Annotated in this window: 20 protein-coding genes and 4 pseudogenes; 11 read left to right on the top strand and 13 right to left on the bottom strand. The window is 33.9% G+C overall.

Annotated elements, in window-relative coordinates:
* Positions 1–49: 49 nt before the first annotated feature.
* From GMB29_RS13115 to GMB29_RS13095, 5 genes and pseudogenes are all read right to left on the bottom strand, one after another.
* Positions 50–1,144, bottom strand: a complete 1,095-nt coding sequence (locus tag GMB29_RS13115) for a PRK06851 family protein (RefSeq protein WP_136354217.1) — start codon at positions 1,142–1,144, stop codon at positions 50–52.
* A 325-nt stretch (positions 1,145–1,469) separates the two neighbouring features.
* The gene (gene fabF / locus GMB29_RS13110) at positions 1,470–2,708 is read right to left on the bottom strand and encodes a beta-ketoacyl-ACP synthase II (RefSeq protein WP_136354215.1); all 1,239 of its coding nucleotides are present in this window, start codon (positions 2,706–2,708) and stop codon (positions 1,470–1,472) included.
* A gap of 30 nt (positions 2,709–2,738) precedes the next feature.
* Positions 2,739–3,683: a beta-ketoacyl-ACP synthase III gene (locus tag GMB29_RS13105; protein WP_136354213.1), complete on the bottom strand. Its 945-nt coding sequence runs from the start codon at positions 3,681–3,683 to the stop codon at positions 2,739–2,741.
* Positions 3,684–3,838: 155 nt separating this feature from the next.
* Entirely contained in the window at positions 3,839–4,276 is a 438-nt protein-coding gene (locus GMB29_RS13100) for a DUF6376 family protein (RefSeq protein WP_136354211.1), read from the bottom strand.
* A 147-nt stretch (positions 4,277–4,423) separates the two neighbouring features.
* A pseudogene (locus GMB29_RS13095) lies at positions 4,424–4,564 on the bottom strand (DUF1259 domain-containing protein); the annotation flags it as partial.
* On the opposite strand from GMB29_RS13095, the gene GMB29_RS28085 reads away from it, so the two are divergent.
* On the top strand, positions 4,555–4,707 hold the full coding sequence (locus tag GMB29_RS28085; RefSeq protein WP_136354351.1) for a nucleotidyl transferase family protein: 153 nt from the start codon (positions 4,555–4,557) through the stop codon (positions 4,705–4,707). The pseudogene GMB29_RS13095 and the gene GMB29_RS28085 overlap by 10 nt on opposite strands.
* Before the next feature lie 498 nt (positions 4,708–5,205).
* Positions 5,206–6,138 carry a hydrolase gene (locus tag GMB29_RS13085; protein ID WP_227551690.1) on the top strand — a complete coding sequence of 311 codons (933 nt, stop codon included), beginning with the start codon at positions 5,206–5,208 and terminating at the stop codon, positions 6,136–6,138.
* A 326-nt stretch (positions 6,139–6,464) separates the two neighbouring features.
* Here the strand turns inward: GMB29_RS13085 and GMB29_RS13080 are convergent.
* Positions 6,465–7,042: pseudogene (locus tag GMB29_RS13080) on the bottom strand (recombinase family protein).
* Between the two features lie 449 nt (positions 7,043–7,491).
* On the opposite strand from GMB29_RS13080, the gene GMB29_RS13075 reads away from it, so the two are divergent.
* The 3 genes from GMB29_RS13075 to GMB29_RS13065 are packed head-to-tail and all read left to right on the top strand — an operon-like array spanning position 7,492 to position 11,227.
* The gene (locus GMB29_RS13075; protein ID WP_227551689.1) at positions 7,492–9,006 is read left to right on the top strand and encodes a spore germination protein; all 1,515 of its coding nucleotides are present in this window, start codon (positions 7,492–7,494) and stop codon (positions 9,004–9,006) included.
* Positions 8,999–10,102 carry a Ger(x)C family spore germination protein gene (locus GMB29_RS13070; protein ID WP_136354207.1) on the top strand — a complete coding sequence of 368 codons (1,104 nt, stop codon included), beginning with the start codon at positions 8,999–9,001 and terminating at the stop codon, positions 10,100–10,102. Before GMB29_RS13075 ends, GMB29_RS13070 begins: the two co-directional genes overlap by 8 nt.
* An 18-nt stretch (positions 10,103–10,120) precedes the next feature.
* Positions 10,121–11,227, top strand: coding sequence for a GerAB/ArcD/ProY family transporter (locus GMB29_RS13065; protein ID WP_136354205.1), 1,107 nt, complete (start codon positions 10,121–10,123; stop codon positions 11,225–11,227).
* A gap of 280 nt (positions 11,228–11,507) precedes the next feature.
* On the opposite strand, the gene GMB29_RS13060 is transcribed toward GMB29_RS13065, so the two are convergent.
* Positions 11,508–12,767 carry a glycosyl hydrolase family 18 protein gene (locus GMB29_RS13060; RefSeq protein ID WP_136354203.1) on the bottom strand — a complete coding sequence of 420 codons (1,260 nt, stop codon included), beginning with the start codon at positions 12,765–12,767 and terminating at the stop codon, positions 11,508–11,510.
* A 463-nt stretch (positions 12,768–13,230) separates the two neighbouring features.
* Between GMB29_RS13060 and GMB29_RS13055 the strand changes: the two genes are divergently transcribed.
* Positions 13,231–13,551: a 2Fe-2S iron-sulfur cluster-binding protein gene (locus GMB29_RS13055; protein WP_136354201.1), complete on the top strand. Its 321-nt coding sequence runs from the start codon at positions 13,231–13,233 to the stop codon at positions 13,549–13,551.
* Positions 13,552–14,015: 464 nt separating this feature from the next.
* Here the strand turns inward: GMB29_RS13055 and GMB29_RS13050 are convergent, their stop codons facing one another.
* A complete protein-coding gene (locus GMB29_RS13050) occupies positions 14,016–14,462 on the bottom strand; it encodes a MarR family winged helix-turn-helix transcriptional regulator (protein WP_227551688.1) in 447 nt (148 codons plus the stop codon).
* 286 nt (positions 14,463–14,748) lie between these two features.
* On the opposite strand from GMB29_RS13050, the gene GMB29_RS13045 reads away from it, so the two are divergent.
* From GMB29_RS13045 to GMB29_RS13035, 3 genes and pseudogenes are all read left to right on the top strand, one after another.
* Positions 14,749–15,375 (top strand): FMN-dependent NADH-azoreductase, encoded by a 627-nt coding sequence (locus GMB29_RS13045; protein WP_136354197.1) that lies wholly within the window; start codon positions 14,749–14,751, stop codon positions 15,373–15,375.
* A 91-nt stretch (positions 15,376–15,466) separates the two neighbouring features.
* Positions 15,467–16,909: a DHA2 family efflux MFS transporter permease subunit gene (locus GMB29_RS13040; RefSeq protein ID WP_227551687.1), complete on the top strand. Its 1,443-nt coding sequence runs from the start codon at positions 15,467–15,469 to the stop codon at positions 16,907–16,909.
* A gap of 575 nt (positions 16,910–17,484) precedes the next feature.
* Positions 17,485–17,595 (top strand): annotated as a pseudogene (locus tag GMB29_RS13035) (NADPH-dependent oxidoreductase); the annotation flags it as partial.
* Between the two features lie 47 nt (positions 17,596–17,642).
* On the opposite strand, the gene GMB29_RS13030 reads toward GMB29_RS13035, so the two are convergent.
* The 5 genes and pseudogenes from GMB29_RS13030 to GMB29_RS13010 all read right to left on the bottom strand — a co-directional run bounded on the left by GMB29_RS13030 (position 17,643) and on the right by GMB29_RS13010 (position 23,262).
* Positions 17,643–18,131, bottom strand: coding sequence for a CBO0543 family protein (locus GMB29_RS13030; protein ID WP_136354193.1), 489 nt, complete (start codon positions 18,129–18,131; stop codon positions 17,643–17,645).
* 256 nt (positions 18,132–18,387) lie between these two features.
* Positions 18,388–19,233, bottom strand: a pseudogene (locus GMB29_RS13025) (transposase); the annotation flags it as partial.
* A 120-nt stretch (positions 19,234–19,353) separates the two neighbouring features.
* A complete protein-coding gene (locus GMB29_RS13020; RefSeq protein WP_136354191.1) occupies positions 19,354–19,707 on the bottom strand; it encodes a DUF1259 domain-containing protein in 354 nt (117 codons plus the stop codon).
* A gap of 596 nt (positions 19,708–20,303) precedes the next feature.
* Complete coding sequence (locus GMB29_RS13015; protein WP_136354189.1) at positions 20,304–22,664, bottom strand: FdhF/YdeP family oxidoreductase; 2,361 nt, start codon at positions 22,662–22,664, stop codon at positions 20,304–20,306.
* A 238-nt stretch (positions 22,665–22,902) separates the two neighbouring features.
* Positions 22,903–23,262, bottom strand: coding sequence for a Na-translocating system protein MpsC family protein (locus tag GMB29_RS13010; protein WP_136354187.1), 360 nt, complete (start codon positions 23,260–23,262; stop codon positions 22,903–22,905).
* Positions 23,263–23,785: 523 nt separating this feature from the next.
* On the opposite strand from GMB29_RS13010, the gene fdhD reads away from it, so the two are divergent.
* Both fdhD and moaA read left to right on the top strand, forming a co-directional pair.
* A complete protein-coding gene (gene fdhD, locus GMB29_RS13005; RefSeq protein WP_136354185.1) occupies positions 23,786–24,574 on the top strand; it encodes a formate dehydrogenase accessory sulfurtransferase FdhD in 789 nt (262 codons plus the stop codon).
* Between the two features lie 24 nt (positions 24,575–24,598).
* Complete coding sequence (gene moaA / locus GMB29_RS13000; protein ID WP_136354183.1) at positions 24,599–25,618, top strand: GTP 3',8-cyclase MoaA; 1,020 nt, start codon at positions 24,599–24,601, stop codon at positions 25,616–25,618.
* The last annotated feature ends 29 nt before the right edge of the window (positions 25,619–25,647 follow it).

Below are 25,647 nucleotides of genomic sequence, written 5' to 3'. Positions count from 1 at the left end.
TAGCTTATATTCGAAAATAGTGCTAATTAATAGCCCATCATTTGATTAATTACTGTGCGATAAAGAGCTCGATTTGATCTAAGATATTTTGTTGTAATTCGTCAACCTTGGTAAAATCCATCGCCTCTATATAAAAAGCCTCTAGCTCGTTTCTAAGTTCTTTTGCCTCCGCTAAGTAACCTATCGCTTCCTTCATTTTATCTTTATATGCTTTTGTTGTTCTTGCAATAGCATCAGCGTATTTCTCATCAGTTCCTTGTTTAATGCATCTTTTATACATATCAATAATTTCATCAGATGCTCGATCAGGGAAGTATTCGTGTGGGGCAGTACTGTCGAAAATCGCAATACCTTTTTCACGTAAGATAACCATGTCAAGGCTATTTGGATCAAAACCACAATGATATACTTCCGTATCAAAGCCTCTAGCTTCAGCTGCTGAGACAATTTTCTTTAACATTGTTGATTTACCAGAACCTGCTCTACCTTTAATAAAGTAACGTTTTTCAATATCTTCTGTTAAATTTTGAATAAAATCAACTGCACCATTTGGAGTTGCTGCACCTAAAAATCGGTGTTTAATCGTAGATTCTTTAAGTAAATTTTCCTCACCAAAAAATGTAGAAATCAATTCTTCTGTTAAACAATTTGCTTCTGAAAAATCCATATTTGCGATATAAATATCTTCAATATCATCATGTGCACGTAATGCTTCTGCAAACGTTTCATAGGCCTTTTCAAACTTTAAAGATATGATCTCATTTAGTTTTAAAATGGTATTCTTATGTGCAGCAAGCTTATTCGAGTCCCAAGCTACCCCTAAATTCACATATTCTTCTATAACTCCAGGGGCCTTTGGTTCGATAATATGCGGTGCTGTACCATCAACAATTCCAACTTTATATGTCGGTAAAATAAATCCATCAATTGAGTTATTATCAGAAGAACAATGTAAATATTCAATCTCATATCCTTTTTCTTCCATTACAGAACCGATATTTTTCATTAACGATGATTTTCCATTTCCTGGACCACCTTTTAAAATGAACAACCGATCTAATCCTTCTAATGCTGAGTCATAAAGACTATAAAATCCTTTAGCTGTGTTACCCCCAGCATAATAATGACGTATTTTTGCCTTCATCTAATCACCCTTTCGCTCCTTTCTCCTAACATATGTAGATTATCTTACAAGGGTGAATGCCTATATTTCATTAAAAGAAAGATCTTAAAATTGAATGATTAAATGAGGAATATCAAGAAAACCTCTTCCAAGAAAAAGAAAGACAGTAATTAATATAAAACATAGATTACCATGTTTTATAATAGAGATTATTTTTCTAAGAACAATTTAAAAAGTTTCAAATTATAAAAAAAGAACAAACTTCTTGAGAAATCGAAGTTTGTCCAAAGTCAAGTTATGTTAACCTGTTTTGTTTCCGTTTTTCACCAGGTAATGATTTTCCTGCTTACTCATATTTTTTAAATATTAATGTTGCATTATGTCCGCCGAAACCTAATGAATTTGATAAAACAACGTCTACTGTAGATTGTATTGATTTATTAGGGACATAATTTAAATCTAGCTCGTCATCAGGTGTTTCATAATTAATAGTCGGTGGAATAATTCCATCACCTATTGCTAATAAGGAGAAAATTGCTTCAACAGCACCTACAGCTCCAAGCATATGTCCTGTCATAGATTTTGTTGAACTTACAAATAGATTTTTAGCATGTTCACCAAATATTTCTTTAATCGCTTTTGTTTCATATAAATCATTATATTGTGTACTAGTACCATGAGCATTGATGTAACCAATTTCTTCAGGTTGAAGGTTTGCGTCGTTCAAGGCTAATTTCATTGCCCGTCCTGCTCCTTCTCCATTAGGTGCAGGAGTTGTAATATGATATGCATCACCTGTTGCTCCATACCCGACTATTTCTCCATAAATTTTGGCACCACGAGCTAATGCATGGTCTAGTTCTTCTAATATAACAATTCCAGAACCTTCAGCAATGACAAATCCATCACGATTTTTATCAAATGGGCGACTTGCAGTTTTTGGGTCTGGGTTAGTTGACAGAGCTGTCATATTCGCAAATCCCGCAATCGTCATCTCTGTAATGGCAGCTTCTGTTCCACCCGTCACCATCATATCAACGGTACCATTTTGGATGACACGAAATGCATCACCAATTGAATTAGCACCAGATGCACAAGCAGTAACAGAGCAATTATTTATTCCTTTTGCACCAAGCTCTATCGAAACTCGGCCTGAAGCCATATCTGGTATAAACATCGGAATGATAAATGGACTTACACGTCGTGGGCCCTTATCTAAAAAGCGTTTATGTTGTTCTTCAAATTCATCAAGTCCACCAATGCCTGAACCAATCCATACACCTATCCGTTCAGGGTCAACATGCTCTCCAATTTTAACTCCTGCATCATTTATTGCCATTTTACTTGCAGCGATTGCAAAATGAGTAAATCGCGCCATTCTTCTTACTTCTTTGTGGTCGATATATTCTTCCGGTGCAAAGCCTTTAACTTCACCAGCCACCTTTACATTAAATTTTTCTGCATCTACTCTAGTTAATGGACCAATCCCTGACACGCCATTTTTAATATTTTCCCATGTAGAATGTACATCATTTCCTAATGGTGTAATCGCTCCAATTCCTGTAATTACGACTCGTTTTTTCATATATCTGTCTCTCCCCTCATGCAACAAAAATTACTTCCCCCACCTTAGACATACTGAACCCCAAGTTAACCCAGCACCGAAACCAACCATTACAATAATATCATTATCATTAATAAAACCGTTTTGAATTTCAGTAAATAAGGCTAATGGAATAGAAGCAGCGGAGGTATTTCCATGAATTCTTACTGTTGTTGAAACTTGATCTTTATTAAGACCAAGTCGTTCTCTTGCTGCGTCAATAATTCGTATGTTTGCTTGATGTGGAATTAGATAGTGAACATCATCACTATCTAAACCCGCTTTCTTTACAACGCGATAGCTAGATTCCGGCATTTGCCGAACTGCAAATTTATATACTTCTCTACCATTCATTGTAACCTTGTTAGTTTCTTTGCTCACAGCTAAATGCTTGGCACCCGAACCATCTGAGCCAAGATCAAAGGATAAAATCCCTTTGCCTTTAGAAACTTCACTTAAAACTATTGCACCAGCACCATCACCAAATAAAACACTTGTATTTCGATCGTTCCAGTCTACTATTTTCGAAAATTTTTCACTACCGATTACCAATACATTTTGATATGTATTCGTATCAATAAACTGTTTAGCAGTAACCATTGTATAGATAAACCCTGAACATGCAACACTTATATCCATTGCAGGGACATTTTTTATTCCGAGTGCTTCCTGAACCATACAAGCTACAGAAGGAAAAGCATGATCAGGTGTAGCTGTTGCTACTAAAATGAGATCTATTTCTGTAGCTTCAAGTGAAGCATCTAACAATGCATTTTTCGCAGCAATAATGGCCATATCTGAAGTGTCCATATCCTCACTAGCAATTCTACGCTCTTCGATACCTGTTCGTGAGCGAATCCATTCATCGTTTGTATCAACTCGTTTACTTAAATCGTGATTCGTTACAACTTGATCTGGAACATAAATACCAACACCGATGATACCAACGCTTTTCATGTCATCACCCTACCTAAAATTTATGACTTGGTCTTAAGATCATGTATATATATCTTATACTAATATTAAAAAAAATAAAAGATTACTATAGATATTTATATACATACATTCTAATTGTTTTATAGGTAGGAAATAAAGATTAAAAAATGGAAATATTATAATTCCAATTTCTCAACAGATTCTAAAAGAGATGTAACATCATTCACAGTATTTAGAATCTCGGAATTCTCTAATTTATCAAGAGCTATTTCTCCGCCAGCTATTACATTATTAACCTCTTCTAGCAACACTTCATTTTTTGAAACCAGGTCCTGATGGATATCTTCTGCAACTGTAGGTGCTTCAAGATTATTAAATTCCTCAGCTTCTTCAACGATCGTATTTAATTGATTTTCAAGCTCTGCTCTTGCATCTGGATCAACCGCTGCATCTTGGACAAGTTGAGGTGCCTGTTCTCCGAAATCACTTAATGTATTAATATAACTTTTCGTTTCATTTACATAATCGACTGACTGATTAACCTCATCTACTAATGAACATGCACTAAGCAGCATGATTGTTGTAATTGCAATAACACATAGAAGTTTTTTCATTTTTATTTTCTCCCCTCAATTTTTAAATTTCGATATCATAACCAATAATGGTTTACCATCTTTTTATACGAATAACTTTGCATTAAGTTTCAATTTTATAAAATGAAATTTTATTATTTAAGTTTCAAAAAGTTTAAAATCAGCTTTTTAATATGAAAATGATAAGTTCTTTAACGCTTTTCTGACTTTCTTTGCGAAAATTAGCGGATCATCAACGTCTTCAATATTAACATAAATCAAATTAGGATCATCAAACAACCATTCATTGTGTATAGACGATACAATTATTTGCTAATCTTTCTCCCGAATCATTTATCACAAACCATTTAACAGAATTAAATGCTATTGAAGTCACGATAGGTTATAACTTTCGGTTTGGTAAAAATCGAAGAGGATCAAAATGGTGTTGCTCTTTGGTATCGATTACATGAAGTATGTTTATAAACCATCTCCTTTATCGTTCTCATAGTATGGCTAACAAATAGTTCAAGGAAGTAGTTTAAGTTTATTAGCCTTCTCACATAAAAAGGAAAATGCAATTTGTCTTCATAAATCACTCGATCGATTGTTGAAAAAGCTGATTTATATGTTATACAACTGTGAATCAAATTATTTTTATCACATATAATAAAGTGTCATTAATTCACCTAATCTTATGATCAGGGAGATCTTTAAATCGTATTATTAATTATAACTATTATTCTAGGATTTGTTATAGGTAGCTTACTTTTAATCTTGACTTTCAATATTTTTCATGTTGTCATGTGAAAAAACGTGCGTCTTCGTCTTTACAAAGAGCCCCGTGGCATTAGATTTTAGCCCTAGCCATGTAAAACCACTATGCCTGTGGTAAATGACCACTTATACCATGACTTAGAATGCATATAGTTGAACAATCAGTTTTTTGAAATGAAGGGGGTTGTTTTTCTGTGTATGGAAGGTATTTCGTTAATCCAAAACCAATGTTTGGACAGAGAATTTCGGTACAACAAGCACAACAAATCGCTTTTCAAGATCTAAGATCAATGAACCACCAGCCGAATTATCTTGCTTCTGCAAACGTAACATTTTATCATCCCGCTCAGGCTTATGTACCTCGTCCACTGTATAGTAGTTCACCTTATGATAATCATGCTCAGCATTCAAAAATGCCTTCTCATCAAAGTTATCCTAAGTATCCTCACCACCATGACAAAGTAAAAAGTAAAAACACAGAACAAAAAAACACATTAAAACAATTGCTTGACCCTCATGATGCTGCTTTACTACTTATTGATAATCAATCAGGCTTATTTCAACTAGTTAATGATTTAACAGTAACTGAGCTACGTAGAAATGTTGTAGCTTTAGCTAAGATGGCCAAACTAGTGGATATGCCAACTATAACTACGGCTTCCACCCCAGAAGGTCAAAATGGACCACTCATTCCTGAGATTTTTTCGATTCTTCCAGATTCAACGTATATTTCTAGGAAGGATATTAACGCATGGGATAATCCAATATTTGTAGATGCTGTAAAAAAGACGGGGAAAAACACATTAATTATTGCAGGGACATTATCTAGTGTTTGCCTCGCATTTCCCGCAATCAGTGCACTAGCAGAAGGATATAAAGTGTATGTTGTGATGGATGCATCAGGTTCTGAAAGTAAAATGTCGTTTGATACTTCCTTAGCTCGATTAATCCAAGCTGGAGCCATCCCGATGAGTACATTTGCGATGATCAGTGAGGTACAGAAAACATGGAACCGACCAGATGCGGATCAATTCATTGAGATTTATGCAGAAATTTTACCAGAATATAAACTGTTAATTGAAAGCTATGAAAAAGCACGGGCTGTAGGAAAAAAAGAGTCCGAGTAGCTGAAACTGTCCATTTCGGGTAACTTTTCCTGCCCCCTCGAAGGGAATAAACTGTATCTCTGGAATTTCAAGGTGTACGAGGACATAAATTAAAGTACATTGGGGACATGAATTTGAGTACATAGAATTATTGATCCCCTCAAAACCGCACCACTTCAACCTTAAACTGTTTTTGGATATAAAAATGAGTACATTATAGGATTTTAACAGATCATAACTAGTATTCTGGAATTATTCTGCAAATCGGTGTTATTTCAAATAACAAAGCCCGTTTTGTAAAAGTATCAAAACAGGCTCATTACATATTTTTTTGATTGCCTTTTATCTCAAGGGCTATATTCTTTCATCTCTTCTCCGGTTAATGTTTTCTTTTCCAAGTAACGATATAAAGTTGTTGCTCCAATCCCGGTAGCTTCTTTAATTTGAGATAAGGAGTAGTCTTTGCTTTCATACATTTTCATAGCAAGCACGATCTTTTTTGATTCAACCTTTGGCCTCCCTCCTTTTCTTCCCCTTGCTCTAGCTGCCGTTAATCCATCTTTCGTTCTTTCGCTAATGATATCCCGTTCTAATTCAGCTATGCTGGCCAACATTCTGAAGAAGAATCTTCCCATAGCTGTTGTAGTGTGAATATTGTCTTGAATAGACACAAAATGAATACCCTTTACTTCAAAATGTTCCATGAGAAATGTTTGGTGCTTCGGCTGATTCGATCTAATTTATAGACAACCACTGTATCGTCTTTTCGTAATACTTTAAGAAGCTCGTCCAACTGCGGACGGTTTTTTCTTTTACCTGATTCTTTTTCCTCAAAAGTTTCTTCCACTCAATAACGATCCAATGCATCGAGTTGTAATGATAATGACTGATCTTGGGTACTCACACGAGCATAACCAAATTTCAATAAGAAGTCCCCCTTTCTGTACGCATTAATTATACCAAAAAGGGATTTGGGGTGGATGTAATGATGATTTGATATTGGTTATAGTTTTGGTTATATATTTTAGTATTATTTAAGACTTTTAAGAAACCTAATCATTTGAACTAAAAACGGACGTTTATAGAACTATCATTTTTTACCGAAGGGACAAGATAGTCTATAACTACTTAATGCAAGGATATAATACATATCCTCTTTTTATATGTACATAATAACTATAGCCAATTAACTTAAAGGAAGGAATTATATTGCAATGGAACGGTTGACCTTTTTATTACCTTATTTAGATATCAGTTAAGGCCTATAGGGACCTAGATGATGTTTGTGCCTGGTATATTAGTGGGAATTTTCAGCAAAAAAATTGGATAAAAAAAGTTTACCAATATGATTCATAAATAAGCGGGGAAATGACTGTGCCATTTTTAAGAGAACTTCTGAATAAAAAGAAGCTTAAGAACCAATCTGAACCAAAATCAATTAGTGTTATCTTTCAACAAGCTAGTAAGTCAAGTGATTTTCATCAATTCTCTCCTATTGAAAATCAGGATAAAATTCTAATCAGTTATTATAAAACCATGGTAGATGCAGAAAAGATCAATCGACTCCTCCTCCCAGCCATTCAAAAGAACGTTGAAATAATTAAACATTTAAATGATATAAAAAATATAATACCATTTGATGATATAAATGTTACAAGTAATACTTCAGATCTTGAAAAAAGGCTCATGAAGGGATATGTCATTATCCAGTTAAAGGAATTAGATAATAACTACCTTACTGTAAATGTTGAAAACGGTAATCTTGGCTACCGCCAGAACAATGACACAGAAAATGAATTTAGTGTTGTCGGGCCAAAAATCGGATTTGTAGAAAACATTGATATCAACATACATTTATTGAGAAAGCAAATTGCCATCCCTGATTTAGTTTTTGAAGAGATTACGATGGGATCTATGTCTAAAACAAAGGTAGTAATCGCCTATTTAGATGGAATTACCAATCCACAACACATCCAAACCGTAAGCCAGCGGCTAAAGAATATAGATTTCGATGTGATATTTGATAGTTCTCAAATTGATCAAATGATTTCGGATAACTCTAATACACCTTTTCCCATTTTTTTATCTACAGAGCGAATTGACCGTGCTACTTATGCCGTTATAAACGGACAAGTTGCTATTTTGACGAATGGATCACCCTATGTCGTTACTGGACCGTCAACGTTAATGGATTTTTTTATTTCACCAGAAGATTATTATCTGCCCTGGGTAGTGGGATCTTTCTTTCGAATTATACGCTTTATTGGTGTGATTTTCTCGATCTTTGCCACTCCGTTATATGTTGCTGTATTAACATATCATTATGAAATTATACCAGGAGATTTACTTGGACCTCTTATCAGTTCCAGAGCAAACGTTCCGTTTCCGCCCGTATTGGAAGTTATATTTTTAGAAATTACGATTGAATTACTTCGTGAAGCAGGGGCACGCTTACCAACTAAGATTGGACAGACGTTAGGTATTGTGGGAGGTATTGTTATTGGACAGGCAGCCGTAGAAGCAGCGCTAACAAGTAATATATTGCTGATAATTGTTGCGTTATCGGCACTCGCCTCATTTACAACACCTATCTTTAAAATGTCTAATACCGTTCGTCTCTTACGTTTTCCATTCATAGTAGTTTCAGCGTTTTGGGGTGGCTTTGGAATTGTTATTGGATTTATTTTTCTTTTAGGTCATTTATTAAGATTAAAATCTTTAGGAACTCCCTACTTGGTTCCTCTTTACCCATTTAGAATAAAGAATTTTCGAGATAGTTTTATTCGTTCGTCATATCAATATACAACAACTCGAAGCAAGTTTTTAAAACCTCTTTCACTAAGACGATATACACCTCATCAAGACAAGGAGGATATTAATAATGAGTAACAAAATACGTAAAATCATTTGTATATTTTACAGCCTTAGTTTACTCATATTTGTTTTGACAGGTTGTAATCGCGGTAAAATTGTTGATGATATACATATGATTTCAATCATAGGTTTCGACAAAGAAGATCGCGATTATATTGGAACAGCTCTTTATACAGACTATATTGAAGAACAAAATCAAGGGAAAATTTATTCTTTGCAAGGACATGAAAAAAGTACGAAATTGATTCTAAACGAAATAAACAATCAATCATCAAAACCTATTGAAATCGGTAAGTTACAACTTTTATTGTTCAGCGAAAATTTAGCGAGAGATGGCATCTCGCATATTGTCAAAACAATATGTAAAGACCCTTTAATCGGTAGCAACTTGATTATTGCTGTTTCAAAAGAACCAACGGAAAAAATTTTAAACAATCTTACAAAGGAAGGAAATAACTACCTTCCTAAATTGATCGAACAAAACTTTAAATCAGGAAATGTACCCGTTTCCAATCTACAGATATTTCTGTTTGATTACTATGGAGAAGGAAGAGATGTATCTGTTCCTTTTATAAATCTAAATGAACATGGGAAAGTTGGAATTGACGGATATGCAGTATTTAAAAAAGACCATTTGTCTCTAGTCTTAAATCACAAAGAGATGGCTCTTTATAAAATATTACAAGCAAGATCGATGAATGGGGATATGTCGTTTAAGGTAAGTAAAGGACAACAAGAAGGTCTAGCCGTATTGACAAGTCTTTACGGAGAAAAGATTGAATCTGTATCAAAACATGAATCCGGGCCAAAGGTAACATATAGCATTACATTACATGGAATGGTTAGAGATTATCCGGTATGGTTAGATTTGAAAAAAAATGAAAACTATAAATTATTAACAAGGCAGTTGGAAAAGCAAATGAATAACGACCTATTAAAACTTTTGTTAGAATTCCAAGAGCATGAGGTCGATCCCTTAGGTGTCGGTGATTTGGTAAGAGCACATAGCAAAAAATGGGATGAAGAAGAATTTTATGATACCGTATATCCAAATGTAACATTCGATATTAAGCTTAGCATTCAACTACATCAATCTGGGATCGGAGATTAGACATTTTGGTGGTTTATTATGAGTAAACAAGTAAAGGAAAGTTTAACCGTTTCTCCCTTTTTCTTATTCTTCATTATCCATGGGACACAGACTAGCGTAGGTATGCTGAATTTTCAAAGTGAAATAGTGGAGGGGGCTGAACAAGATGCATGGATTTCAATATTGTTGGTTGGTTTTAGTTTTCATCTAATAATATGGATGATGTATTTTTTGTTAAAGAAATCTAACAATGGAGATATTTTATCCTTACATCAACAGATGTTTGGAAAATGGATTGGCAACATTTTCAATCTTTGTTTTTATGGATATATAATTTTAACGGTATCAACAATAGTACGTTCGTACATAGAAATTTTACAAGTTTGGGTTTTTCCATATGTCCATCTATGGGAGTTATCACTAGTTATTGTGTTGGCTTCTGCATATATTGTTTCAGGTGGATTCAGAGTGGTTACTGGCATATGTTTTTGGGGGGTAGTGCTACCCAGTGTTGTACTTGTGACCCTTTATTTCCCATTAAAATATGCAAACTGGAATAATTTACTTCCCCTTTTTAACCATAACTTAGGTGACTATATCGCTTCAGCAAATCAAACTATCAGCAATTACTTGGGACCCGAATTATTGTTAATCTATTTTCCTTTTATTAAAAATAATCAAAATTCCCAGAAATGGGCTCATATTTCAATCGCCTATACAACCATTCTATATTTTATTATTACAATTGTGTCGTTTGTATATTTCAATATTCGACAGTTGGAACATACAATATGGCCAATCTTGATTTTATCAAAAATAATCCAGTTTCCTTTCATTGAAAGATTTGAATACATTTATATATTTGCATGGCTTTTAGTCATCTTACCTCCTTGTTGTGTCTATTTGTGGGGTGGAACAAGAATCTTAAAGACAACAATCAACCTTAAACCTAAAAGATCGCTATGGATATCAAGTGCCATAGTCATTGTTATTGTTATTAATTTAAAAACTGAAATTAGTATTGAGAACATTATTTCATTCCAATCAACTGCAGGCTTAGTTTTTTTATACTGTTACATTCCAACATTGTTTTTTGGGTTGAACATCATCAACTTTTTTAAAAAGAGAAAAAGCTTAGAGAATTAAGCTTTTGTAGCGTGTTATAATACACCATTTAGTAGTCCTACCACATGCCCATCAAACTAACACCGATAAATGGTTAGAATATTCTTTCTACAAGACTATTGTTTAATATCAGTTACGGGTACGTCAGTAGATACTATTTGTAAATCATCGAGAAAAAGATCTTGGTAAATCCGTTATCCTTACTTTCGAACTCTTCGTAAAAAGATTCAAAAAAGAGCAAATAGCTTAACTATCTGCTCTTTTTACTTAATATAACCTATAATTTATAAAGGGTTATGTGTCAAATGATTTTTTTCGTAGTGAAAAATTCTCTAACTAAAATAGCAGATTGAGGAAAGTGTAATCCTAATTGCCAAGCCCCAACCCCTCTTAAACGATAATTAACCACCAGTTGGAACTTATGAGCACGAGCCCTCGCGTCTTCAAACCATACAATATGTCTCTTACCCGTTTCGTCTCGATATTGAAAGAAAGGCTGCTGGTATTCTGTAGAATATTGGATAGGTACCTGAAATTTCATAGCTGTTTCTATTGCTCTAGAAACAGAAACTGCACGGGCACTATCTACAGTTCCATCAGACATTGTCCAGTCGTACCCATAGCGCGGAACACCAAGGATAATTTTATTTCCTCTCATATGATTAAGAGCATACTCGATTGTTTGTCTAACTTCCCTAATAGGAGCAACAGGTCCAGGGGGACTACTTGCTTCGTGCCAGTCATAGGCCATAATAAAGACAAAATCAACAGCTGCTCCAATTCCCCCATAATCATACCCCTTTAGCCAAGGAATATCATCACTTGTTTTCGCTGGAACTGCAACAGATGTATAATATCCCTCGGGCCTCAATCGTTCACTTATCGAACGTAAAAAACCACTATATAAATCCCTTTCTCCTTCACGTATCCTTTCAAAATCAATATTTACCCCAGCATAGTTTTTGGTCTTAACTAGATTGTAGATATTATTAATTAATCGTTCTCTTATCTCAGGAGAACTTAATACTCGTCTTGTTAATTCTGGGCTAAACCCAGTCGGTGTCAAATTCGTAATAACTGCAAGTGGTGCTACCTTATTCTCTCTTGATAGCCTAATCAGTTGCTGATCATTTAAAGTACTCAAACTTCCATCTTCTAGAACATGGTACTCAAAAATTCCAAAGTAAGTATTAATCGGTGCAAAGGTCTGAACGATCATTTGATTCCTTTCAGGTGTAGAAGGTGTTATATAACTAAAACCTTCTAATTCATACTTAGGTCTCGGAGGCAAATACAACCTCATTCCAACCATCAAAAAATCCGATTGCAGACTGTTATATAGACGTATTGTTTCGATTGGAGTTAAACTCATTTGAGAAATGGAATATAGCGAATCCCCAGGTTGAACAATATACATATCTGTTGGAATAAGTAAATCTTGTCCTGGTACTAATCTGTCTGTCGTTAATCCGTTCATTAAGCGTATACTATCCATAGAAACTTGATATTTTGTTGCAATGGAGAATAATGAATCACCCGTTTTAACTACATAAATAAACATAGATCTACCTCTTTTCCTTGTTAGATAATCATTTAAATATATGCCATTGTTTTTTTAGAATGTCGAGCAGTATTATTTTTACGATATTAAAAAAACCCTCAAATTTTAAATCCGAGGGTCTTTGCTTCCGATAATAGGTCATTATTCTTAAAGTATATATGAGGTATTTATTGGGATCGCAATTATAAAATTAAGTACTTACATTTAGGAAACACTACGTATAACATGTAAATTGACATCTATAGATCTTACTATATTCTGACTCCTTTCAAACTTCTGGAATACAATTCAAACATAATATTTTCTAATATGTGTTAACTTTTCATCATTAAGCTTTTGTAGCACTCTGGATTTTAAAAAGTAACATTTCTATATTTCATGTCTATAAAACACCAGGTAAGTTAATTACTAGTTAAAGGCCTTTGGCATTGGCATTCATCATTTAGTAAGGGGAGGTAATAAAATGCCAATCGTTACTGTATTAGGTCGAGGAACTTTTGAAGTAGAAAAAGGAAAAAAGTTAGTATTAGCACTAGAAGATAACGGTGTAAATATCCTCCATCGTTGCGGCGGGAAGGCAAAATGTACGACCTGCAGAGTAGAAGTATTGGCAGGTGAGTTTTGCGATCTGACCAATGTAGAAAAAAATGCCTTTTCGGAAAAAGGAATTGAAGACCATTTACGTTTATCGTGTCAAATTCGTGTGGATGGAGACGTGACGGTTCGCCCAATCATAACAGTAGAAAACTCTGGCATTGATCCTGGTCCGAGACCTGATAAATAAATGGATTTTGCATTGTAAATAGGTAAACATAAAACCTATATATACCTTAAAGGGTTCAGGTGCAAGGATTGCACTAGTAAAAAAATATATACAGATTCCTTACAGAAATAAACAAATGAAGTAATTCCAATAAGTTTGATGGATAAACTTCGCCTGATTTGTGACAAACTTCTCTCCTAAGGAAGTTTGTCTTTTCTTGATCATACAGTACAGCTTCATTTCTGTAAAAATACTTCGAAGTTTGAAAAGATTTCAATCCTAACTTAGCACGAACACGTTATTTTTTAGGTCTCTCACTATCAATACGCAGATATTATACTTCATCACATTTTTGGAAAGAGAAAATGATATCCTACACAAAGTAGTAATCGGTGTTTTGCTTTTTATTATACGCACCCATTTGTTCAAATTATAAAATAGACAAGATAATAATCCTGAATTCCTTACTAAGTGATTTTAGCAAATTATTTCATTTTTTTAAAAAAATCTTCAGCATTTAAAGACATTTTATTAAGTAGTTTCAAAGCATATTCCTGTTCATCCACAGACAAATCTTTAGTTATAATATTTGTCCATCCTAATAAAATTGAAGTTAGCTTTGATTCAAACGCATATGCTTTATCCGTCAGATACAATTTTTTTATTCTTTTATCAACACTAAAAACCTTTCTCTCTACATACCCTTCTTTCTCTAATTTTGCAATTGCTCTAGCTGCTGTACCCTTGTCCATTTTTAAAAAACATGCAATTTCATCTTGAGATAATCCTTCATTTTGATATAAAACAGCAAGGAATTGATATTGGCCTGCTCCTAGATTATATTCTTTTAATTGTTCATTAATATAAACATTTCCATATCTATGTAGCAATGAAATCCAACGACCAATTGACCCTTTTTTATCGTTACACATTATAGTTCTCCTTTCTGAGATAATTCTTTGTAAGATTATTATACAAAAATTATAGTTTAATCCCCATCTTAATCTATATTACCACTTTTTAACAATAAAATTCACTTGCTCTATGGAGAATTCTATTATAATATTTGTTGCGTAAGCAACTAAATTTATCTTTATTTCTTTATAAGTACTTATAATATAACAAATTTTTAGTTGCATAAACAATTATATTGCGTGAGGTATAACCGGTACTATCTCTAACAATATAAACAAAATATAAATTTGGAGGATTTTAAAAATGGCTAAAGTATTATTTGTCAAAGCGAACAATAGACCAATTGAGCAATCAGTAAGTTTACAGTTATATCATTCTTTTACGGATCGTTATAAAGAAAGAAATCCAAATGATGTGATTGTCGAATTGGATTTATTTAAAGAGGAGCTTCCTTATTACGGTGTAAATATGATAAACGGATTATTTAAGTCATCACAAGGATTTGAACTTACAGCTGAAGAAAGAATGGCATCTGATATTCAAAAACGTTACTTACAACAATTTCTTGAAGTAGATAAAGTTGTTTTTGCATTTCCTTTGTGGAATAAAACAATACCAGCTGTTCTTCATACGTATTTAGATTATTTAAATGTCGCTGGTCAAACATTTAAATATACACCAGAGGGACCAATTGGGCTTGTTCCTGATAAAAAAATTGCAATTCTTAATGCTAGAGGTGGAGACTACTCTATGGAGCCATTGAAATCAGAAGAAATAGCGGTGAATTTTGTGGTGAAAACATTGCATATGTTCGGTATTAATCAGATTTCTACGGTGGTTGTTGAAGGGCATAATCAATATCCTGATAGAAAAGAAGCATTAATTACAGATGGAATTAAAAAAGCAGAGATTTTAGCTGATACTTTCTAACAGTACTAGGAAATATAAAAATGCTTGAGGTTACGATTCATCTAAACCTCAAGCAATCTTTCGAAATAATTAGGATTAGGTGATGATGATCATGATAGAAAACGTTAAAAATAAAGCTGCCCCGTTTAACTTAAGTAGTAAGGCTAGATTTTTAATCTTATCCATTTTAGTTCTTGGTTCTTTTATGGCTCTATTGAATCAAACCCTATTAAATGTTGCCATCCCAGAATTAAGTAAGGTTTTTGATTTAGAAGTTAATACCGTTCAGTGGCTAAGTACAGGATTTATTATGGTTAATGGAATAGTTATTCCCATTACGGCATATCTCATTGGGAAATTTTCTACAAGACAATTATTTATAAGTTCCATTGGGCTATTTACAATCGGGACCATTTTAAGTGCTCTTGCACCTAGTTTTTCATTTTTGCTAGCAGGGCGATTATTACAAGCAGCTGGAGCTGGGGTGATGATGCCACTTGTGCAATTTGTCATTTTCAGTTTGTTTCCGCCTGAAAAAAGAGGAAAAGCAATGGGGATGATCGGTATTGCCATGACATTTGCACCTGCTATTGGTCCCACTTTATCAGGATGGATCCTGCAGCACTACTCTTGGAGAGTTTTATTTTACATTGTTATTCCAATAGGAATCATAAATTTAATTTTCGCTCTCATTTTTTTACGTAATGTGACAGAAAAAAGCAATCCCAAATTTGATTTTCCAGGTGTCATTACATCAACTATAGGATTAGGCTCCTTATTATACGGTTTTTCAATGGCTGGAAGTCTTGGTTGGAGGGCTGATCAAGTAATTATTACAATCATCATAGGCGTAATTTTTATAAGCTTATTTATATGGTGTGAGTTAGTCGCTGAGCAACCAATGCTTAACTTATCTGTCTTTAAAAACAAGCAGTTTTCTATAACAATAGCCATTGGTTCGTTTGTAGCACTTGCTATGTATAGTGTTGAGCTTTTAACTCCTGTATATATACAAAACATTTTAGGTCATTCAACATTTCAAACTGGTTTGATTCCGCTACCTGGTGCAATTTTGATGGGTATAATGTCACCTATAGCTGGAATCATTTTAGATCGTTATGGTATACGACCATTAACTTACATTGGAATGTCTTTGATTGTAGTAACATCTTGGTTATATACCACTTTAAGTTTACATTCTAGTTTATTATTTGTATCAGCTCTGTACTCTACTTTTATGTTTGGAATCTCTTTTATTATGATGACAGTAATGACATATGGATTAAATCAACTCCCTCAATCCATGAGCAGACATGGTGCAGCTGCTGCTAATACAGCTCGAATGGTTTCTGGTTCAATAGGTACAGCGTTATTAACTACCATAATGTCGACACAAACTAAAAATTATTTACCTCAAATTTCAAGTACAATATCGGAATCTGTGGCGATTAAAGAAGCAAGTATTTTGGGAATGCAAGATGCTTTTCTTGTGACTACTACTTTAGCTGTTATTGTATTTTTTATGACGTTGTTTCTTAAAAGAAAAAAGTTATAAGCTAATTTATTAATTTTAAAAGGGGAAAACTTAGTGAATATAAATATAAAGTTTTTCAATTAGATTTTAAGTCAATTTTGATCTGTTCTGACTGTAACAATAAAGTCACTTAATGATCTAGATCTTGATCTACAAAAGGCATCCGTTACTAAATCATTCACGTAAAAGATATACCGTTCTCCGAGATAAAAACGCCTTGATTCGTGTATATTCGGGTTTATCAGGGGACGTTATATCTAATACCATGAATTACACACCAGTTACGTTTGTATAAATAGTTGTAGACAAAGGAGCTTTTATCATTCAATATCTTCCGAATTATTTTTGAAACTCCAGCGCAATATATAATTTAATCAAGTCATAAAAACAATGTTTTTGACAAAAGAAATTTAGTGTATTACATTATCTTGAATTATGTCGAATATAATATATTTTGATTAGTGATAATTGAAATATTGAGAATTTATAAGGAATAAGAACACCATGAAAGTGTATTATGCTGGTGAAGGGCATGGGATTTTCAGACAAATGCAGACAAATTATTTGATGGTTCAACTAATGAGGAGGAAAAAATAATGGAAAAATTAAATATAGGAATCATTTTAGGTAGTACACGCCAAGGACGTGTAAGCCCACAAGTTGGAGAATGGGTAAAAGAAATTGCTGACAAACGTGGAGATGCCAATTAGAATGGCTTCTAGCTTAACTGTTTTTTTAATCATAATATCAACCTTTAATTATGGGTTTTATTTTGATTTTGCTTTAATTTATCTATTCTCTTTAATAAGCCAACTAAACCTCTAATTGTAAATAATGTAAAGTTTACACTTCCAAAAGTATGGAGTGGCGACCACTTTTTCCATTTGAACAATCTGGAATTTTTTTCAAAATACCATTGCCCTAAACTCATTGGAACACTAAATATTAAGCTCTTTAAAAGTATCTTACTTATATTATCGTTATACGATATTTTAACCCAGATCACACTTAATATTGGAAAGAATAATATGTCATAAATAAGATTTGTTTTAAAGATTTTTGGAAAAGGGCGAACTGGATAGGAAACTCTTTGGGTTCCAACAACATAAGCATCAATAAGGGTTGCTAGAACTCCTTTTGAGAAAAAAATAAGTAAATTCTCCCTCATCTTTGAGCCCCGAAATAAAAAAGGTAAGCAAATTAAACACAGAACATTAAGTAATTTTAATAATTTTTTCTCCATAAATGTACCATCCTTTCTAGGATAAATTGATATTATTTAAAATCTCCTAATCAAATAAGTTTATCCTCCTTTTATTAAAATTAACAATTTCAAAGATAAGGATATATACATTTCTCATTTATTGGATTTTTATAAACCTATTTTTATTAACAATATAGAAGAGCTAATCAACATTATTTGATTAGCTCTCGGCCTGTAGACAAACCCCATTTCAAATCCTTGATTTGAAATGGGGTTTGCATTTAATCTCAATATTTTAGGCTGGGCAGGGATACTTCCATGCCCAGTTTGCCATTTTCTTAAGATTCGTGGCAGCAAAAGTTAGCATCGCCTGCATGGCCACTTTTTTAAGTCCTCTTAAAGTGGTCCATCGCATACCATGCTTTTCTTTGGCATCTGCAAAGACACGTTCGATTGTCTCCTTACGCATAGCGTATATGTTTTTATTAATTTCTGAATGTCGTAAATGATTAACCTCATCAATTTTATCTTCCCAAAATATGTCGGTGAATCAATTTCCAATTGTCCTTACTCTGTGAACAGGAATCAAGGAGTGGGCAATCTTTACAAATGGCTGGGTTTGATGCATATTGTCTGTAACCATCTTGGTCGTCGTACGATAAGGAAGCACTTGATCCTTCGGACAAATATAACAATCATAGTATTCATCATAAACATATTCATATTTTTTCTTGAATCCATCTTTAGTGTGAGGTCTCGTGTAAGGCATAACAGGTCTAATTTCTTTGTCCATTAAATATTTCGCGCAACAGGTGATGTTTTATATCCAGCGTCTCCAGCAAGAACATTTGGCTTACCTACTTTTTCAATCAATTCATCTACTAGAGAATTTACCACCTGACTATCTTTTCCACCTGTAACTTGATTGCCTAATACAAAGCCTTTTTAGTCACAAGCTGTATGAACGGAGTAGGCAAATTGTTTTTCTCGTTCATTTTTAATATAATAGCCACTTTCAGGATCTGTTGTGCTTACTTTAATTTCTTTCGTCTCTTCTTTTGTTTGAGGGGTGGAAAGGCTTTTTTCCATGTGCAATTCGATCTTTGTTTATTTCTTCTTCTAGTTGAACTTGATAACTTTTTGGTATAGGTAATAAAGACTAGAATAATAGTTATGTTATTAATTGGGAGGATAAAAAAGAAATGTCCTTATAGTTGGATGTCTTGGACAACCACATCATATTGTAGCATTCCTACAAATCCTACAAATAAAGATGGGAAAAAGGAAGAGATCCTGATGATATCTTGGCAAAATAAGAAAATCTAGAAAGGAGATAATATGCTAACAGAAGATGAACCTGCTTAAGAATTGCAGCAACAAAATCATCAACTTCCGTTTGCAAAAGTACTACACGACCAAGACACAATGCCTGTCCTGTCTTAGCATCTCTTGAATCGAAAGAGAAAGAAGTTGTTACTCTAAAACGTTTCTTTAAAATTGTTACATGTAATTCATCTCGATTTATTGTTGCTACACATTTACCTCCGGCAAAACCCATTTGGCCTCCGATAATTCTTGGAAACTTTTGACAAATAGATTCATCATTATTCCCCATACCTTTTATCCTCCCCCCTATTACTAGTAGGTTATGAATAAATAAATAGATATGACACGGATAACAATCTATTCGGAACATAATGATTGAAATAAAAAGCAAAGAATTAGTCTGGGTGTTTTACAGATTAACTCACATATTAGCCCATTATAGATCGCATTGTTTGATATAATTAAGGAATGACAACACTTACCATTCTCTCTTCGCGATAAACATCTTCATCATAACTCAAAGTTTGTACTATCTTTATCTTTCATTCTTCACCCTAGTGAATGACATTTTCTCCTAGTAGGCTCATGAAAATATTAACAAAAACCTAGTTTACTGAATCAATCTTTATTTGTTTTTAGTTAAATGTTTATAGCAATTACATAATTAAGTAGTATTTTTGGAACCCTATTTTACACATATAATTCTAGGTGGTGAATTCTTTCATGAAAAAGTTCCTTGTACTTTTACTTTCAGCACTACTTGCTACTTCCATCGTTGCATGTGACGACGAACCCGGGGAGGATGAAATTGGTGATGGAGAAATTAATGATGAAGAATAATAAATATGATAAGGGCTGACCTATTAGATTAGGTCAGCCTACATTTTAAACCGGAGTATCAATTTCTAAATCCTCAACACGTTTTTCTAAATATTGAATGTCTTTACGGGCATTAAAGCGGTCGGCTTTTTCTACTGAAACAGTAATATTATAATCAGGAATTCCAGCGTATTTTTCATATCTCCCTCTTGGTAATAAGAAATTGCCTTCTGGAAAATGTACTTCCAAGTTCCCTTTTGCAATATCAACAAATTTTGCTCTGCCTTGAAAAACACCAAATCCATTGTAAACGACAATCCCTTCTCCTTCAGTAATACTTAATGTACCAGCATCATCTGCGTTCATTAATACATCATAACGCTCTGCGTTGTTAAATGGATCTGTTTCTTTATAAACCATTGAATTAAATTGTTTACCACGTCGTGAAGTAACAATAAATTGGCCTTCCTTCTTACCTAAATCTGGGATATCAACAGCTACTAAATTCCCCTTGCCATCTGGTGTCGGACAAATACCTTCTTCACAAAGCCATGCTCCTCCCCATTGGAAAACGTCTCCTTGATCTTTTAAATGCTGAATTCCGTCATAGTCCCTATTTGCAATTGCAATTTCATTACGAATTTCTTGTCCTGTTTTGAAATCTACTAAATGTGCCTTATCAGGCTTAACTCGTTTCGCAAGATCAATATAGATTCGCCATTCTGAACGTGCCTCCTTTATTTCATTTTTATTCCCTTTAATTTCAGGAGAAAAATAAACCATACGTTCAGTTGATGTTGAAGTTCCACCACCTTCTTGCTCGTACCGTGTTTTTGCAGGAAGGACGATTACTGCTTCCTTTGCATCAACAAGAGTGGAAGTATTCAATATGATATCCTGATGAACGCGGATTTCTAATTCTGATAGTGCTTTTTCAACAAATTCAGGATCTGGCATAGTTTCCAAGAAGTTTCCGCCTGACAAATAGTAAAGTTTTATTTTACGTTCATGATCTTCAGGAAGTACAATATTTTCAAGTGTGACCCCAACAATATCTCCCTGCCATTTAGGTAGTTTAAATCCCCAAATTTCTTCCATTCGCTTTATGTTTTCCTCATCAAAATTACTGCCTGGTAATACAAATGGATCTGCCCCCATCTCTCCAGAACCTTGTACAGATGAATGACCGCGGAAAGGCATTAACCCGTTATTTTCACGTCCAAGAAAACCACGTAAAAGGGCCAGATTGGCTACTTGTGAAATATTGTCAGTCGCAAAGGAATGCATTGTTAAACCTAAAGCCCATGCAAATACGGCATTTTTACTTTTTGCAAGTAATTCCGATAATTCAACAATTCGTTCATACGGTACTCCAGATGATTTGATTATCTCATCCCATGATTGTTCCTGTACTTTCAGCTTTAATTCTTCATAGCCATTAACATGCTCATTTACAAATTCATGGTTTATTGCTGATCCGTACTGATTTTCTTCCATCTTAAACCAATGCTTCATGATTCCGTGTATAAAAGCGATATCCCCACCAATATTCACTTGATAAAAATCGTCGGCAATTTTTGTTCCGAATAACGCTGATTCAAGATTTGAAGGAATCCAATATTTTTCCATAGCCGGCTCACTATACGGATTCACCACAATAATTTTAGTTCCTCGTTTCTTTGCTTCTAACATATATTTCGTTGAAACAGGTGAACTATTTGATGCAACACTTCCCCAAAACATCAGAACATCGGTTCCAAACCAATCTTGATAGTTTGCCGTTGATGCACCTACTCCAATAGAACGTTTTAAAGCTGTTTTACTTGGTGAGTGACAAATGCGTGAGGCATTGTCTATATTGTTTGTACCTAAAAATCGAGCTACTTTTCCAGCAATGTAATAAGATTCATTTGTTATTCCTCTTGAAGTTAAATAAAAAGCATATTGTTTTGGATCTAATTCTTTCATTTTATTAGCAATGAGATCCATTGCCTCATCCCAAGTTATCCGAGAAAATTTTCTTTCTCCTTTGCGACGAATTAGTGGATAGGGTATTCTTCCTAATTTCCTTAATTCAGTGCTGCTATATTTTCGAAGTTCATCAATGTCTGCATGAACAACTTCTTCTTTTAAAGCAGGCATTGTGTTTAATCGTAGAACATTCAATCTTGTCGTACAAATATGGGGACCCTTTAAAGTCTGATCAAATAATCCAGATACTCCTAATGCACATCCATCACATACACCTTTTGTTAATATTTTTGTTGCATAGCCTAAGTTATCACTGTTTTCAATAGCAATCTTCATTGTATCGCGGAAATGTTGTGGTTTTACCTTTCCTAGTCCAAAAGGAATTGGACTAACCCAGTGTTTTGGCTGGGGGATTTTTGTTGCCTTTATCGGACCTTGATGTTGCGTTTTTCCCAATTAAATCAACTCCTAATCTAGTTAAGAAACGTGTCTGTCACTTTAAACAATATCTGGCTAATACCAGTTCAGGATAAGAAGGTTTATACGTTATAAACCTGTTAAGGGGCAAGTCAGTATAGTTTAAAACGATAAAATATCCTCTAAAAACAAGAAAAACCACCATACCTCAACATGATAATGTTAGAGTTAATGGTGGTTAGTCTTTTGCAGGGTCGCTACTAAGTGCCATACCTTTTTATTTAGAAAACTTCTCTTGAAGATCTTGATCAAAAACAAAAATTGACATTCCAAAATCTCTATCAATATCTATATCTACAAATAAATCTACAAATTTACACCCTAAGAATTCCTCCATCTCAACAGGTGGAGTCTTCCTATACATTTGCTTTACCATTTCAGTTCTTGCTGAGCGGAGCATATGTTTTCCTTGATCTGCACTGGCAATGAACTTTTCAACTGGTGATAAATTTCCTTCCATTTCACAAATGGCCCAGTTTTTACAAAATGTAGTTGTTATTTTGCTTGGTCCCTTACCCATATGTTTCTTTCTAAATGAGCGTACGATATTACTAAATTCTGCTTCATACTTATTCATAATACTCTCCTGCCTGCTCCGAGGTTGTACATGAATATTTTACCACAAATTTCTGACATTCTAAAGGAAAATCAAACCATTTTTGGCTGCACAACTTGTTTTTAATCGCTTACAATTCCATAAAGCATTCAAATGAAATTTAGCAACGAAAGTAATGTTGTCATTACACCTTAATGGTCTCACTTATTATTGTCGATTAGCACCAATTTGAACCGTCAACAGGATCGCTATCACGAAACAAATTGTTACAAATCCTTGAATTCTTATAAAAATACTAACATGTTCTCTTTTTTGCATCAATACTAAACTGAGATTTTATTTGGATTATTACTCACTTTTGGATAATGAGATTTATCAACCTTGTCAAACTTTTCTGGCAGTCATTTTTTGTATGTAGGGCTATATATTTATTGCCAATTACTTAAATGGTAGTCATCAAGAAATCTACTATACTTGTTAAATCCACTTGATGTGTTTATACTTTATACAATCAGAATTTTCTTTTAAAGGATGATCGTTGAACATGGTGCAAAAAATGAGTGTGAATCAAAAAATTACGAAATTTACGAATGGCCAACTTTCAGAAACAGAGGATGACATTGTAACGGAATATCCGTTAACAATCTTTGTCAATGATCAAGAGTTTGCTACAATGGTTTGTACTCCTACCCATTTTGATGAAATGGTTATTGGCTTTTTAGCCTCAGAAGGTGTTATTCGGTTTCAAGATGAAATTTCTTCTTTAAACATTGATGAAGATGCTGGTTATGCTCATGTGAAATTGCATTCAAAAATGACAACAAGTCAAGAATATTATTCTAAACGTTTTATTGGTTCTTGTTGTGGTAAAAGCAGACAATTTTATTTTCATAATGATGCTAGGACAGCTAAAACGGCAACAACGAAATTAACAATCTCTCCTACTCAATGTATAAAATTAATGGAGAACATGCAAAAAAGCAGTGTTGTTTTTCAGGAGACCGGCGGCGTACACAATGCTGCTCTTTGTTCACCAGATGGCATCATCGTTAGTCGTACAGATATCGGCAGACATAACGCTTTAGATAAATTATTCGGATATAGTATATTAAACAATGTTTCAGTTCGAGAGAAAATCATTGTTTTTAGCGGAAGAATCTCATCAGAAGTATTAGTAAAGGCAGCAAAAATTGGTGTTGGGATTGTTTTATCAAAATCAGCTCCAACTGATCTAGCTATTAAACTAGCAGATGACTTAAATATCACAGCAGTAGGTTTTATTAGAGGGTCTTCTTTTAATATATACTCACACCCTGAAAGGATCAAACTTTAAAAATGATAGATGGAGGGATACTCAATGGAAAGAACAAACACAACCTATGATTACTTTAATCGACCCCTTCGCGACCTCCGAATTTCTGTAACTGACAAGTGTAATTTTCGCTGCACGTATTGTATGCCAGCCGAAATATTTGGACCAAATTACCCTTTTTTAAAAAGAGATGAACTGCTGACTTATGAAGAAATAGTGAGACTTACTAACATCTTCGTCCAATCACTAGGTGTTCAGAAAATAAGAATTACAGGTGGAGAACCTCTGATGAGAAAGGACTTGACTGAACTCATTAGCAAGATAAATCAAATCGATGGTGTGAAAGATATTGCAATGACAACAAATGGCTCCCTGCTTCCTCTTCACGCAAAATTGTTAAAGGACGCTGGCTTAAAACGAGTATCGATTAGTCTTGATTCATTAAATGATGAAGTATTTGGAAAGATAAATGGTCGTGGGGTCACGGTAAAAACAGTCATGAAGGGAATTGATGCAGCAGCAGAGGCAGGCTTAGAAGTCAAAATTAATATGGTTGTTAAGCGCGGTATGAACGATCAAGAGATTATACCAATGGCAAAATATTTTCGTGAAAAAGGCTATATTTTACGATTTATTGAATTTATGGATGTTGGAAATACAAATAAATGGAATCTAAAAGATGTCTATCCAAAAAAGCAGATCCTGCAAGATATACAGCAAGAAATGCCCATTGAAGAAATAGATCCTAATTATCCAGGTGAAGTAGCTACTCGTTATCGCTATGTAGGTACTAAAACAGAAATTGGCGTTATTTCATCTGTAACAGATGCATTTTGTTCAACATGTAATCGGGCTCGACTTTCTGCGAGTGGAACAATATATACTTGTCTTTTTGCATCAAAAGGATATGATTTAAGAAATCTGATCCGTTCCAAACAATCTGATTTGGAAGTAGCCGAACATTTACAAAAAATATGGCATGGAAGAAAAGATCAATATTCCGATGAACGAAGTGATTCAACAATGACACGTAATAAAATTGAAATGTCTCATATTGGTGGATAATTCAGTTTGGGTGTGGATCATTATAAGGA

The sequence above is a fragment of the Metabacillus sediminilitoris genome (genome assembly GCF_009720625.1).
Taxonomy (GTDB): Bacteria; Bacillota; Bacilli; order Bacillales; family Bacillaceae; genus Metabacillus; species Metabacillus sediminilitoris.
The sequence above is the reverse complement of the archived record's forward strand: the minus strand, read 5'-3'. Positions and strand labels throughout refer to the sequence as shown.

Excerpts from the sequence above, each read along its gene's own strand:
- GMB29_RS13115 (WP_136354217.1), bottom strand. The coding sequence starts at position 1,144 with ATGAAGGCAAAAATACGTCATTATTATGCTGGGGGTAACACAGCTAAA.
- fabF (WP_136354215.1), bottom strand. The coding sequence starts at position 2,708 with ATGAAAAAACGAGTCGTAATTACAGGAATTGGAGCGATTACACCATTA.
- GMB29_RS13105 (WP_136354213.1), bottom strand. The coding sequence starts at position 3,683 with ATGAAAAGCGTTGGTATCATCGGTGTTGGTATTTATGTTCCAGATCAA.
- GMB29_RS13100 (WP_136354211.1), bottom strand. The coding sequence starts at position 4,276 with ATGAAAAAACTTCTATGTGTTATTGCAATTACAACAATCATGCTGCTT.
- GMB29_RS13070 (WP_136354207.1), top strand. The coding sequence starts at position 8,999 with ATGAGTAACAAAATACGTAAAATCATTTGTATATTTTACAGCCTTAGT.
- GMB29_RS13065 (WP_136354205.1), top strand. The coding sequence starts at position 10,121 with ATGAGTAAACAAGTAAAGGAAAGTTTAACCGTTTCTCCCTTTTTCTTA.
- GMB29_RS13060 (WP_136354203.1), bottom strand. The coding sequence starts at position 12,767 with ATGTTTATTTATGTAGTTAAAACGGGTGATTCATTATTCTCCATTGCA.
- GMB29_RS13055 (WP_136354201.1), top strand. The coding sequence starts at position 13,231 with ATGCCAATCGTTACTGTATTAGGTCGAGGAACTTTTGAAGTAGAAAAA.
- GMB29_RS13050 (WP_227551688.1), bottom strand. The coding sequence starts at position 14,462 with ATGTGTAACGATAAAAAAGGGTCAATTGGTCGTTGGATTTCATTGCTA.
- GMB29_RS13045 (WP_136354197.1), top strand. The coding sequence starts at position 14,749 with ATGGCTAAAGTATTATTTGTCAAAGCGAACAATAGACCAATTGAGCAA.
- GMB29_RS13040 (WP_227551687.1), top strand. The coding sequence starts at position 15,467 with ATGATAGAAAACGTTAAAAATAAAGCTGCCCCGTTTAACTTAAGTAGT.
- GMB29_RS13030 (WP_136354193.1), bottom strand. The coding sequence starts at position 18,131 with ATGGAGAAAAAATTATTAAAATTACTTAATGTTCTGTGTTTAATTTGC.
- GMB29_RS13020 (WP_136354191.1), bottom strand. The coding sequence starts at position 19,707 with ATGGGGAATAATGATGAATCTATTTGTCAAAAGTTTCCAAGAATTATC.
- GMB29_RS13010 (WP_136354187.1), bottom strand. The coding sequence starts at position 23,262 with ATGAATAAGTATGAAGCAGAATTTAGTAATATCGTACGCTCATTTAGA.
- fdhD (WP_136354185.1), top strand. The coding sequence starts at position 23,786 with ATGGTGCAAAAAATGAGTGTGAATCAAAAAATTACGAAATTTACGAAT.
- moaA (WP_136354183.1), top strand. The coding sequence starts at position 24,599 with ATGGAAAGAACAAACACAACCTATGATTACTTTAATCGACCCCTTCGC.